This is a genomic window from Pseudomonas sp. HLT2-19-2, assembly GCF_054898005.1.
Genome location: NZ_CM142712.1, coordinates 1,490,644 through 1,502,983, shown reverse-complemented (window position 1 = coordinate 1,502,983; position 12,340 = coordinate 1,490,644). Strand labels below are relative to the sequence as shown.

The 12,340-nt window shown below is 50.7% G+C and carries 11 protein-coding genes and 2 pseudogenes; 8 read left to right on the top strand and 5 right to left on the bottom strand.

Annotated elements, in window-relative coordinates; genetic code table 11:
- Positions 1-86 precede the first annotated feature (86 nt).
- A pseudogene (locus tag ACYZTU_RS06920) lies at positions 87-907 on the bottom strand (carbon-nitrogen hydrolase family protein).
- A 124-nt stretch (positions 908-1,031) separates the two neighbouring features.
- Between ACYZTU_RS06920 and ACYZTU_RS06915 the strand changes: the two are divergent.
- From ACYZTU_RS06915 to ACYZTU_RS06905, 3 genes and pseudogenes are all read left to right on the top strand, one after another.
- Positions 1,032-1,832 (top strand): helix-turn-helix transcriptional regulator, encoded by an 801-nt coding sequence (locus tag ACYZTU_RS06915; protein ID WP_461968960.1) that lies wholly within the window; start codon positions 1,032-1,034, stop codon positions 1,830-1,832.
- Between the two features lie 33 nt (positions 1,833-1,865).
- Positions 1,866-2,096: pseudogene (locus ACYZTU_RS06910) on the top strand (FMN-binding glutamate synthase family protein); the annotation flags it as partial.
- Between the two features lie 452 nt (positions 2,097-2,548).
- Positions 2,549-3,808 (top strand): hypothetical protein, encoded by a 1,260-nt coding sequence (locus tag ACYZTU_RS06905; protein WP_461968958.1) that lies wholly within the window; start codon positions 2,549-2,551, stop codon positions 3,806-3,808.
- A gap of 79 nt (positions 3,809-3,887) precedes the next feature.
- Here ACYZTU_RS06905 and ACYZTU_RS06900 read toward each other — a convergent pair whose 3' ends face one another.
- From ACYZTU_RS06900 to ACYZTU_RS06890, 3 genes are all read right to left on the bottom strand, one after another.
- Complete coding sequence (locus tag ACYZTU_RS06900; RefSeq protein ID WP_461968956.1) at positions 3,888-4,286, bottom strand: hypothetical protein; 399 nt, start codon at positions 4,284-4,286, stop codon at positions 3,888-3,890.
- Between the two features lie 12 nt (positions 4,287-4,298).
- Positions 4,299-4,778 carry a hypothetical protein gene (locus ACYZTU_RS06895; RefSeq protein WP_461968954.1) on the bottom strand — a complete coding sequence of 160 codons (480 nt, stop codon included), beginning with the start codon at positions 4,776-4,778 and terminating at the stop codon, positions 4,299-4,301.
- A 241-nt stretch (positions 4,779-5,019) separates the two neighbouring features.
- Positions 5,020-6,075: a hypothetical protein gene (locus ACYZTU_RS06890; protein WP_461968952.1), complete on the bottom strand. Its 1,056-nt coding sequence runs from the start codon at positions 6,073-6,075 to the stop codon at positions 5,020-5,022.
- A 173-nt stretch (positions 6,076-6,248) separates the two neighbouring features.
- Here ACYZTU_RS06890 and ACYZTU_RS06885 point away from each other — a divergent pair, with 173 nt between their 5' ends.
- Both ACYZTU_RS06885 and ACYZTU_RS06880 read left to right on the top strand, forming a co-directional pair.
- The gene (locus tag ACYZTU_RS06885; protein WP_461968950.1) at positions 6,249-7,379 is read left to right on the top strand and encodes a DUF3800 domain-containing protein; all 1,131 of its coding nucleotides are present in this window, start codon (positions 6,249-6,251) and stop codon (positions 7,377-7,379) included.
- A 154-nt stretch (positions 7,380-7,533) separates the two neighbouring features.
- Positions 7,534-9,300 (top strand): ATP-binding protein, encoded by a 1,767-nt coding sequence (locus ACYZTU_RS06880; RefSeq protein ID WP_461968949.1) that lies wholly within the window; start codon positions 7,534-7,536, stop codon positions 9,298-9,300.
- Positions 9,301-9,527: 227 nt separating this feature from the next.
- Here ACYZTU_RS06880 and ACYZTU_RS06875 read toward each other — a convergent pair whose 3' ends face one another.
- Positions 9,528-9,977: a hypothetical protein gene (locus tag ACYZTU_RS06875; RefSeq protein WP_461968947.1), complete on the bottom strand. Its 450-nt coding sequence runs from the start codon at positions 9,975-9,977 to the stop codon at positions 9,528-9,530.
- A gap of 145 nt (positions 9,978-10,122) precedes the next feature.
- Between ACYZTU_RS06875 and ACYZTU_RS06870 the strand changes: the two genes are divergently transcribed.
- The 3 genes from ACYZTU_RS06870 (at position 10,123) to tnpB (ending at position 12,317) form a co-directional block, all read left to right on the top strand.
- A protein-coding gene (locus tag ACYZTU_RS06870) for an IS3 family transposase (RefSeq protein ID WP_461963761.1) occupies positions 10,123-11,342 on the top strand; the annotation gives its coding sequence in 2 pieces (ribosomal slippage) (positions 10,123-10,468 and positions 10,468-11,342; 1,221 coding nt in all).
- A gap of 325 nt (positions 11,343-11,667) precedes the next feature.
- Positions 11,668-11,985 carry an IS66-like element accessory protein TnpA gene (gene tnpA, locus ACYZTU_RS06865; protein WP_461964108.1) on the top strand — a complete coding sequence of 106 codons (318 nt, stop codon included), beginning with the start codon at positions 11,668-11,670 and terminating at the stop codon, positions 11,983-11,985.
- Positions 11,982-12,317 carry an IS66 family insertion sequence element accessory protein TnpB gene (tnpB, locus tag ACYZTU_RS06860; RefSeq protein ID WP_461964106.1) on the top strand — a complete coding sequence of 112 codons (336 nt, stop codon included), beginning with the start codon at positions 11,982-11,984 and terminating at the stop codon, positions 12,315-12,317. Before tnpA ends, tnpB begins: the two co-directional genes overlap by 4 nt.
- The last annotated feature ends 23 nt before the right edge of the window (positions 12,318-12,340 follow it).

The window sequence follows — 12,340 nt, the reverse complement described above, 5'->3', positions numbered from 1 at the left end:
CGACTACTCCGAATTTATTAGATTTATGGCAGAGCCGAGCTTGGCGCATGATCGTTCCCACAGAGTGGGAACGATCGGGGTTACGGTTAACGTGCAGGAATCAGCAACTCCCGCAATCCAGAAGCATGCTCAACAATCTCCCCCGGCAACCGCAGCCGCTGATCATTCAGATACCGATAATCCTGCCGCGCCGCCGTCAGCTGATTCAGGTCCAGTTCAACCGCATACTGCCCCTCCTCTCGCCCGGCCTCGAACAATAAAGTCCCAAGCGGATCAACCAACGCACTGCCGCCCGCAAACACCAGCTCGCCATCGCCCTCTTCTACCCGGTTGACCATCAGCGCAAACGCCTGGTTTTCCTGGGCGCGGGCCATGATCGCGGTGCGGTGAGTCGGGCCGTACGGGTCCATGTTGCCGTTAGTGACGATCAGCAGCTCGGCACCCAATTGCGCCAAGGCACGGGCGGTTTCCGGGAATTCGATGTCGTAGCAAATCAACAGGCCGACCCGAACACCGTTCCACTCACACGTTGCGTAGCGGTCGCCAGCCTCGAACACACCGCGATCCGACGCCCACAGGTGCGTCTTGCGATATTTCAGCGCGATACCTTCGGGAGTAATCAGCAACGTGGTGTTGTAGAAGCGGCCGTTGTCGGTCTCGGCCATGCCGATCACCACGGCGATGTGCGTTCACGGGCCGCAGCCAGCACCGCGCTGACGGTCGGACCGTCCAGCGGTTCGGCAGTTTCGGCCAATGCTTCAAGGGACGGAAAGCCCATCAAGTGGGTTTCGGGAAACACAATCAGCTGCGTATTGGCAGCACAGGCAGCAATCGCCTTCAGCGCGCGTTCGAGGTTGTATGCCGTGTCGTTGTCACGGCCTGCCAACTGAGCGAGTTCGACTTTCATGGGTATTCCTTGTTCTTATCGCCTGGCAGAAAGATTGCCCCGGCCGGTGTCTGTGCGCCAGTATGCGCAGCAAGCCAGCGGCCGGGGAATCACGCCGCTGGGGTAACCCGATAGGGGTAGAGGCATGACACTCTCGTTAGACGACATCGCGTGGCACCGCTCGGTCGGGCAACTGATCGACGCCCTCGACAAGCCAAATTTCTGGACGCAGCTTGTGCGGTTGCTGGATCAGTACGTGACTTTCGACAGCTGGGTGGCGCTGCTTTTTAGCGCCGATCAGCACCCGCAAGTGTTCGCCGAATGCCCGGGCGCGGACGGCAGTCCCGATCAATTGTTCCAGGACTATCTGCGCGGTTTGTATCTGCTCGATCCGTTCTACATCGCCTGTCGCGAGCAATCGCGCACCGGGCTCTATCGCCTGTCGGAAGTGGCGCCGGAGCATTTCGAGCTGACCGAGTATTACCAGCGCTACTTTCGTCTGAATGTGGTGGCCGATGAAATCCAGTTCAATTGCCAGCTCGAAGGCGACCGCACCTTGTGCCTGTCACTGGGCAGCAAGCAGCGCTTCAGCGGCCAGCAGATTGCTTTGCTGTCGCTGATCCAGCCCTGGGTGCTCGGCCTGTTGCGCCAGCGCCTGCCCTACGAAATAAACGAAGTCCTGGCCCTCGCACCAGCACCGCCGCAAACCGACTGGCGCGTGCAGCTGGTAGCGTCGGTGCAACAACTCAAAGGCGCGCAATTGACCGCGCGGGAACTGGATGTCGGGCGCTTGATGCTCAGCGGTTGCTCCAGTAAAGAAATCGCCCGCAAACTGGAAATCTCTGTCGAAACCGTGAAAGTCCATAAGAAACACATGTACAGCAAACTCGGGATCAAGTCCCAGTCCGAGCTGTTTTCGATATTTCTCCAGGCGCAAAGTGCCTGACTGTCCCACCGAGTCCGAACCCAAGGAAACCGTATGAGCCTGTCACTCCTCAGCCGCTACGCCTTCTTTGCAGTCTGCGTGATGTTTACCCTCGCCAGCCTGCCCTTTCTGGCACATGACTGGCTCTGGCCGATCACCGCCGTCACCGCCATTCTCAGCCTCGTAGGCCTGTTCGATCTGCTGCAAATACCTCACGCGGTACGCCGTAATTACCCGATCCTCGGCAATATTCGTTATCTGGTCGAAGGCATTCGCCCGGAAGTTCTCTCCAGATCACTAACCATACTAACAACCGCAACACCCCCGACTGACGGCCACGGCGCTGCATAAAACGCTTAGTACACATACTAACGAATAATACTAAGCTGCGCGGCAAGCTAGTACGCTCAAACGCACAGGGCACACGGAAAAACCCCTCGGCCAGCTTTGACATCAACCTCCCCAGACACCCATTACGCAGTGCCCCAGGAATGCCACTGACTCCCGAGCCCCGCTTTGCTGTGAAAAATGTTATTGCCCACAACTTAAACACCTGCCCCAACCGCTAACCCCTGAGTGTGCAGTCGGGTGTAACGGCCATTCGGCTAACGGCGTGTACTAGGCAGAAATCGGCCAGAATGAGGTAATCTCACGCGTAGCCCAGGTCCCCGCCATCAAATCGTACGTTGTTTTTTCGTGTTTAAGCCTAGTGCTGGTGCCAATGAATAAGGACAGTCATGAATATCTGCAAATGTTTCCAATGCAACACGTGCGGCACAAAAATCGATTGCAGAATTGGCATGTCTAACAGGGACATTCAGCCATTCCAATTCGCTTGCCCACTATGTGAAGAGCGCATTTCATTTGTTTTTGGCCAGCCCGATGAAGAATTGTTGGGGGCCACAGACGTGGAAGATTCTGAAAGCTTTTTTGATGGAACCAACCCGTTCGTTGATTTACACTTGGACTTCCCTGCGTACTTCGGGAAATACGTAATGGGCATGACAACTTTCCTCCGAGTTACGCAAGAAATCGGCCACGAATCGTATCAGCACTTAAATCAGCGTCTTAACATGCTGAATTTGCTCTACCCGTTGCAGAACGATTTGAAAAGTGTGATTACTCAGTACAAGCGCGGTGACATAGATAACTTCCAAAAGACGTGTTCAAAGATACCCGGAGTCAGTCTAACGTCGCGTAAAAAAGAGGATGTTCTGGCTGCTCTGTATACAGCCACATCCGTAATGTCTTCGTCATTCACAATCCATGAAAACAATTCTGAAATAAGCTCGAAAGCACCTAAACTGTTGACATGGCTGCACCAACACCACAACGAAAAAACAATTGCGTTTATTGACGAGATATTAGGCAACGGCTTCCTCAAAAACCTGCACCACGATTGCTTATCACTGTATCCAAGGTTAGTTGCAATGGATTTGCCGTTTCGCTCAGCACTCTTTTACGACTACGCGAATAACGAAAAACTTGGAAAAATTCCAGCTCGCATATCCACAGCGGATTTCGATGCTTGTAGCAATTACTATAAAGACTTAGCAGAGGTTTTCTCGCGACAACTTACCTTTCTGGCAGGACTGAACAACCTAATAAAGCGTGGAGACAGTAATCTTTTTGAACCGTCTCTAAAACTGACAAAAGCTCAGAAGGTAAGACCTGAACTTGAGAACCTAAACGCTTTTGCAAACGTAGATCTTGGAAACAAATTGGCTTTTATAGATGAATGCTTCTATCGAATTGACATGAACGCTATTGACAACAAACTAAGAAACGGCATTGCCCACTACAAGTATGAATACAAGGAATCTACACAGCTAATAACCTATTATCCTGGAAAAGAAGGTATGAGCAGAGACAAGTACTACGAAATTTCCTTCATGGATTTTATGAGAAAGTCACTCCTACTATTCAGGGAGGTTCATGGCATCAATCACATAATGAAAGCAACACTTTTTTATTGTGTATTGATTCTTAAAAAGTAAATCTAATTCCGCGAGAAGACTGGAAATTTCGCGAGTGCATGAGGCTATGCGCCCTAGCATGCAGACTTCCCACTTTTGCTCATGAATAAGGGGTTGGGCCAGGTGTGCTTGGTAACGGCGGTAGTATAAAAGACTCGACCACATATCCCTCATCTGGGAAGTCCATTTTTTCGACAAGCCCCTTGCTGAGCGCCATTTTTTTAGTCACATCATTGACGACAGCGAGGTGAACAATTACACCTAGCCCACTCCTCAAGCTATTAACTTCAGCGAGATACTCTGCCTTAAGTCCTGGGTCTGAATCCGTACTTTTTACAATCACGAAAAAACGTTGTATTTTATTATTAACGACCTTTTGAACATCCAAAGAGATATTGAATCCGCCGATCACAACCCCCTTCCTTACCTCATGCCCCTTGATCACCAGAGGAAAGGATATGACATCCCGACTATAAACATCCTGCAAATCTTCGTACATAACGTTCCCCAATCAAATAAACCCGGATGAAAATATATTAGCATGTTTATCGAAGTAATTCGAAACCTCCAAACTTAGCGCCAACAAATTATTATCATTCTTTAGCTTGTGCGTTTTCGGCACTCTATACACACCAGCTTCTCGATTGCAATCTAAAGCAATAAAGTATCCCCTTTGCCGATTCCCCTTTACATGAACTCCCACAAGATATGAGGGAACCTTTCTCAGCTTTACCATCTGAACCTCTTCCCTAGTAAATTCAATATCCAATGACTCTTTAAAATCCTCGATTGCCTGAGCTTTAACTTGCAATAGAAAAAAATGTCCTGTCGGGCTCCCGTCCGGAGCCATTATGTTAACCATAAAGTCAAAAAGCTCATATTTCGCCCCTAGATTGGTAACCCTGAATATTCGATCTTTTCCGATAACTCTATGCAAAGTGTTTGAGACATATTCCTCACCAATATATCCAGTTATGTCATTAACTCTCACTGCGGCACCACCTTATAAAAACCAAGTACTTTCTAACAAAAACTTTCTTATTGACAAGGCACTCTGCCTTAGCCTTTTTACTATCAATTTCCTTAACTACGGACATTCCAAATTCGCCGACGAGAGCATCATACGCTGTATGCATTAGCACTATCAGTGCTATCGAGCAAGAGAACAAACCCAAGCGAAAGGTAAAAACATAATCTGTAAAATCAAAAAAGCCGCTTGTGGGTGCTTTCGATTACGCCTTCTCAGAGCTGATAGCCCGCCAGACCTTCGTCCAAAACCCCGCCTTGGCATTCTCCAATTCGCCCTTCAAGCTTTTGATCTCATTGACCCTGTTCGTATATGCCGTCTTGTATTTCCCCAGCTCGACGTTCAGTTGTTCCACGGTTTGCGTCAGACCATCATTTAAAACCACCAAAGCCGCCATGTCCTTTGCCAGCAAATCTTTCACTTCAGCAATACTGTCTCGCTGCTTGGAAACATCAGCAGCAAGAGATTCCGCCTCTCGGTACTTCCTGGCAATTGCCAGCATATCCTGTCTGTTTTTCTCTGCCAGCTCCAATCGGTCTTTTTCAGTTTGCCTCACATAATCCTGATGAAACTCAATACTCACTGGGTTAGAGAGGACTCTGCAAAACAACTGGTTTGAAGCGATATCGTTAATTTTCTGATAGCCCCGCTCGATACTTCCCTCAATGTCATTTTTATCAATATAGGTCTCAATATTAATGCTTTTGGCAATCTTGATTTCGATAATGGGGATACCGTGGTCACGGAAATCGACGATCTTTTGCATGCTGCACGGATTGGAGTAGCAGACCTCAATCGCCAGCTTCCCGCCCCACTTCTTGTGGAAGGGGTTGTCAGAGGTGAACTCTCCATACAGGTCAGGAACGTAGACATTTCCGTTCCCGAATCGCAGCCGGGTTTCCTCTGCTACAAGGCGTGTGAACGTGAATGGGACGATCTCATCACCAATCTTGAAATTGATCGTTTGAAGCTGTGAGAGGATAGCTATCAGATAGGCGTGTGGAAGGGATTCTCCGTCGCTATCACCAGATCGAGTAGCCTGAGCATCGACGCTCTTGTAGCGAAAATACCCATTCTTAACGGCGACCATCTCACGGCGCTTATCTATGCGGAGATGGGTACTGAAGAAGGTAAGCGCGCTGAATTCGGCAGGGTTCATACGGCGCATCTTGAGGACTTGCCAAATGAAGAACGGCTTGTACCGACCATCCTCCCGGTTGATGAAGCCGTCAGCACCCTTCGCACACGCCCAAATCTTCATGCCTATCCCTACAATGAAACGCTCTATATCGAACCATCCTGCCGGCAGCCGTCAGCTACGGGCTACCTGAAAAGCCCACCTAACGTAATGCAAGCCATAGGCTATCATCAAGAAATATTGCGCCTATAAGCGCTCAACGAAACCCCGTACAGCTTGAAAACAAGGAATGTGTAATGAGCACGGTTTACCCCATTGAAGATGCTGTTCCGCTGCCACCTGATGACGTCGAGAAAAAACCGGAGAAGAAGGTTTTAACCAAGGACGAAAAAATTGAGAAGGAGAAAAAAGAGCTTCTATCTTCGGTAGCTGCCGCTGACTTTTCTTCCTTGAAGCCTAGAGTTGCATACGTACTAAACCTTTATCCTCACACTCGAAATAGCGACATTTCGCTTTCATTGAAATACTGGGAAATATTCCAACCAGACTTATACAAAGAAAGCGGGATTCAACCAAAAGATCTATTCAAGCTGGAACGGCTTCATTACATCGTCCGTGCCCGCGCTAAAATACAAAACGAGTACGAGCTATTTTTAGCAGATACTGAAATCAAAAAAAGCCGCAGAAGAAATGAAGAGAAAATGGAAGGTGCAGTCATTGATGACTCCCCACCCGTCAAGAAGGTGCATATATTTTCAGATGAAACAGGGAAAACGCACAAGTTCGTAATTGTAGCATCCGTTTGGGTTCTCAATGGCAGAGCGGTATTCGCCACCAGCAAAGCCATAAGCGAATGGAAAACCAAATCTGTCTGGAAAAATAGAGAAGTTCATTTCACAAAATTTGGTAAAAGCGATTACGAAACCTTGAAATCATACCTTGGAGTAATTGTAGAAAATCGTGAATATCTAGGATTTAAATACATAGCAGTCGAGCGGGCGAAAACCAATCGTCCGATTGAAGAAACAATTCTCAAGCTGCATGAGCTGATGCTTGCGCGTGGTGCCGCTCATGAGCTGGAAAGCGGAAGGATAGATCTACCCAGAGAGATGGAGGTAACTGTGGATGAAGAGCAATCGCTGGACTCCTTTGTTATTTCTGACTTAAGAGAGCGTGTAGGGGAAACCTTCAAAAAACGGTATGAGGATAAGCTGCGACTGACCTCATTACAGACCGCCTCATCAAAAAATAGTGCTCTGATCCAATTGTCAGATGTGATCGCTGGAGCGATAGGTCGAATTCTTAACCATGACGGGGAACGTAATTTTAAAGACGACATGGCTGACCTCATTATCCAGATGCTGGATCTAAAAATTGAAGAAGGCGACATTGACGGACTCGATTCAGCGGCGCGGTTCAACGTCTAAGGTGGAACGTTGAAGGATTAATTTCGATACCGCCCGCACTTCCCTTACGGATCGAGCCATCATTAGGCCATCCGTGTAGAATGAGCTGAAACGGCCTTTCGCGCATGTCCTGGATGTGCCTAAGGGCCAACGACCTTCCGTGATGGAATACGCGATGCAGCAAGCAAATTTTCAGGTTGACTCCCGACTGGCAACGTTGCTCAGCCAAGACTACTCAACGACAGAAAAAGCTCTTAAAGAGCTGGTTGATAACGCATGGGATGCAGATGCTGAAGAGGTGGTAATAGAACTGCCTGAGCCCCTGACTGATGGCCCTATTGTTGTGAACGACAATGGCAACGGGATGACGCGTCAGGAGCTTGAATCTCACTATTTGAAAATCGCGTCTGACCGAAGGATGCGGAATGATGGACGCACATCAAAAAAGCGGCGCCCGATCAAAGGTAAGAAAGGGATTGGAAAATTCGCCGGGCTCATGTCCGCTTCGGTGATGTGCCTCACAACAAAGGCTCGTGGCCAGCAGATTTCGTTCACGCTCGGCATTCAGGATCTTGAGTCGGCGTCTGATATTGAGCACTTGACGCTGCCGTTGGAGGTGAGCGAGTGCAGTTCCGAAGATCATGGAACCTGCGTGACACTGACGCATCTTCGCCAGGGACTTCGTTACCCAAGTGCTGACCGCCTGCGCCAAGAGCTGATCATGGAGTACGGTCGGCAAAAGGACTTCAAGATCATCATCAATGGCAAACCTCTGGGCATTGATGACCTTGAGGGCGAATTTACTGAGGTGCGGGGCACATTCCCCCATGCAGGAGATGTGATTCTTCGTTTTGCGATCAGCAAAAAGAAAAGTGGCCTGAGACGCCCCGGCATTAATCTGATGGTGGAAGGAAAAGCGGTCGGCAAGCCTGGTTCTTTTGGCCTGGAGAATAACGATGAGATTCCTTCTCGCCTGTTAAAGAAGCTGTATGGCGAGGTCGAGGCTGACGGGCTGATCGATTATGTGACAGCAGGTTGGGATTCGGTAATCGAAAACAGTGAGGCCTACTTACAGATCGTCGCCTTCGTACAACAGAATTTGGTTGAGGCTTTCCGCGCCACGCACGGCATGGAAATGCGGATGGCGCACGCTCGCTTGCAAAAAGCAGTCTCCGGCCGATTGGAAAAGCTGCCGCAGCACAAGCGCGAGTTCGCGGATCGAGCAATCAAAAAAGTTTTGAAGAAGTATTACGACGAACCTGCCCACAAGGTACAGGCTCTGGCATTTGTCGTTCTTGAGGCCGTAGAGCGTACCGAATACCGCTCTATCGTCGAACATCTCGCTGAAGCAAATCGCGGTGATATCGTGAACCTTGCTGATGCACTGGAGAGTTTTGGTCTTGCAGACATGGCTGTTCTAGTCGATCAAGCCAAGGCCAGATTGCAGTTCTTGGAAGACTTGGAACGCCTAGTCCGAAATGAAGCCTGCCTTGAGTCGACGGTACACAAAGCTATAGAAGTGAACCTTTGGATTTTGGGCGCTGCGTTCACAATCTTCAGCTCCAATATCACGTTGAAACGGCAGATCGAAGAGCTACTGGATCAGAAGTATTCTGGGGCACAAGGCACGACTCGTCCGGACTTATTGCTGAATGAAAGCCTGCTTGGGGAGTTCTTGCTGATCGAGTTTAAGCGTCCTTCCCACTCTCTGAGCTATATGGACTACCAGCAAGCAACTAGGTATCGGAATGAGCTTTCCGGATATACCGGTAAGCCAATAAAAATTCTAGTAATAGGAGGACGGATTGATGGCTTCCCCTCCCGAGAACTTGAACCCGGTGTCAGCTGCCTATTGTTTACCGACATTATTTCCACAGCACGTCGACAAATTGAATGGCAGCTTCAACGTGCACCGACCTTCTCTGGAGCGACGCTGGCGTAGGTCGTCCATAGGGGGCTAGGTACATCTGGAACTCAACAGCTACGGAACTGAGCTGTTGCCGCTTGCCCGGCAACAGCTATCGCTCCATTGGACGCTTGCCTGATTGAAGCACAGCAGGTCAGGCGTGGAATTACGCCCCTCTTCGCTCAGAGCTTTGCAAGAAACTCTTTCTAACGAGCAAAGGACTTGAGTGACTTGATTAGACGCCTAGGATGCTCTCGCCTTTCTCAGGGCATCGGTTTATGAAAGACTTTTCGAGCCTTGAAATGGTCCTTCATGGCGAGATAGGAAATCGTCATCCCCGTACCTACCAGTATCAGCAAGGATAATAAAATCGAATCTGTTGCCCGTATAATGCCCATGAATATAGGGCTCAAAAGAAGTGAAATACCAAATCCGATCATCATGGCCTGGACCATCGGAAGTGCCTTACCTCTGGTGACAACCTCACCGTCATCCAATTGAGCTGAATATAGAATGTTGGCTCCTGACCAACGACGCACTAGAGCTAATTTCACCTTTTTGCCGACTTTGAGAAATGACCTCATAAAGTCGTCACACACAACATCTTTGACGCGTGTCCCGTCCACCTTTACAAACGAAAGCACCCATTGATGATTGACGTATGAACCAACGCCAATCTCCTGAATAACGCCATCCAAAATCACAAGTGCCATAAGCCATACCGCCTTCATGGAAGACATTAATTCGAAATTAAATGCTTTTCGTGTAGATGACTTCACCGGTAGTGCTGAACGAGCCCCATGAAAGACAGGACACCGTTTCCCCCTTACGATAAGGGATAGGCAAACGGTTATGTTTATGACTAATAGCAACGATAAGAGTGGTGAGCTTTTGGGCCAGGAGCGGCGGCGCCGCTGGAGCCCAGAGCAAAAACTGGCCATGGTTCGAGAGAGCCTTGAGCCCGGACAAAGCGTTTCGGTGGTGGCCCGGCGCAACGGCATTAATGCCAACCAGTTGTTCCTGTGGCGCAAGCTTTACCAGGACGGCAGCCTGTCGGCGGTCAGTGCTGGCGAGGCCGTGGTGCCGGCCTCCGAGCTGAGTGATGCGCTCAAGCAGATCCGTGAACTGCAACGGATGCTGGGCAAGAAAACGATGGAAGCAGAAATCCTCAAAGAGGCCGTGGAGATTGCCCGGTCGCGAAAATGGATTGCGCACTCACCCTTGTTGCCGGGGGACGACCAGTGAAGCTGGTCAGCGAATGTCTCGGTGTGGCGCGCTCGCAATTAACGGTTCGAATCAAACAATCGGTATCGCCCAAAGTACGGCGAAGCAGACCTGTGGACGATGCTGAGTTGGTGATGGAAATCCAACAGCAAGTCAGCGAGTTGCCCAGCTACGGCTACCGTCGTGTCTGGGGATTACTGCGCCGCGAACGTGAAACCCAGTCGCTGCCAGCGATCAACGTGAAGCGGGTTTACCGGGTCATGCGTGATCACAACTTGTTGCTTGAGCGGCGGATCAAACAGCCCGGTGTGCCGCGTCGGCACGAAGGCCGTATTGCCGTGAAGACCAGCAATACGCGTTGGTGCTCGGACGGCTTTGAGTTCCGCTGCGAGGACGGCGCAAAACTGAGCGTGACCTTCGCCCTGGATTGCTGTGATCGCGAGGCCATCGGCTGGGTCGCGAGCCCGACCGGGTACAGCGGCGATGACATCCGCGATTTGATGCTGGAAAGCGTGGAGAAGCGTTTTGGTGATCAGCTGCCGACAACGCCGGTGCAGTGGCTAAGCGATAACGGCTCGGCATACACGGCCGAACAGACGCGCCTTTTTGCTCGGCAGATCGGCTTGCAACCGGTGACCACGCCAGTTCGCAGCCCGCAGAGCAACGGGATGGCGGAGAGCTTCGTGAAGACGATCAAGCGTGACTACGTGGCGCACATGCCCAAACCGGATCGGGAAACGGCGCTGCGTAACCTGGCAATTGCCTTTGAGCATTACAACGAGCAGCATCCGCACAGTGCCTTGAACTATCGCTCGCCGAGGGAGTTCAGGCGCTTGGCAGCTGCATCAATTTAACGGGGAGTTGGTGTCCGGTTTTGTAGGGGCAAATCCAAGTGCCGTCTCTCAGATCTATACGGTGGGGGCCAACCAAGACGTATCGTTGGGGTCCGAACTCACCGGCATAGCGCTCCCGCTCTACCGAGCGAACGTAGCCATAGATATCGATTCTTATGGTGTCTCGCGACGCTTCGATTTTTCGGGCGAGAGTTTCATCGGCCACGTCTAACACTACGTTGGAACGTAAGCGTCCGGCCAAGTCACCTTCCGAACTCCAGCATTAAGGGCGATGGTGTCCGCGTATTTTTAAGCGGACGCGATCACCCTTAACGTCAGGATTTCCATGCGCCAACGAAGCTCTTATCCAAAACCCTTCAAGGCCCAGGTTGTTCAGGAATGCCTGCAACCGGGCGCGACTCTATCCAGCGTTGCCATCAGTCACGGCATCAACGCCAACGTGATCCGCAAGTGGCTGCCGCTTTACCGGGATCAATTGCCAGCGGCGTTGCCGGCTTTCGTTCCATTGAGACCCACGCCCAAACGGCAGACAGAAGCGATGGCCATTATTGAGCTGTCGCTTGGCGAGCAAACGCTCACAGTGAAATGGCCGACTTCCGATCCTGAAAGTTGCGCCCGCTTTGTCCGTGGGCTCACGCCATGATCCGCATCGATGCTATCTGGCTCGCCACCGAGCCTATGGACATGCGCGCCGGCACTGAAACTGCGCTGGCCAGGGTGATCGCGGTGTTCGGTGCGGCGAAGCCGCACTGCGCTTATCTGTTTGCCAATCGCCGTGCCAATCGCATGAAAGTGCTGGTACACGATGGGATTGGCGTTTGGCTGGCTGCACGTCGCCTGAACCAAGGCAAGTTCCACTGGCCAGGCATTCGACAAGGCAGCGAAATGCAGCTGGATACCGAGCAACTTCAGGCCTTGGTGCTCGGTCTACCTTGGCAACGCGTTGGAGCTGGCGGGGCAATCACACTGCTTTAAAAACTCTAATTTGCGTCTTGGCT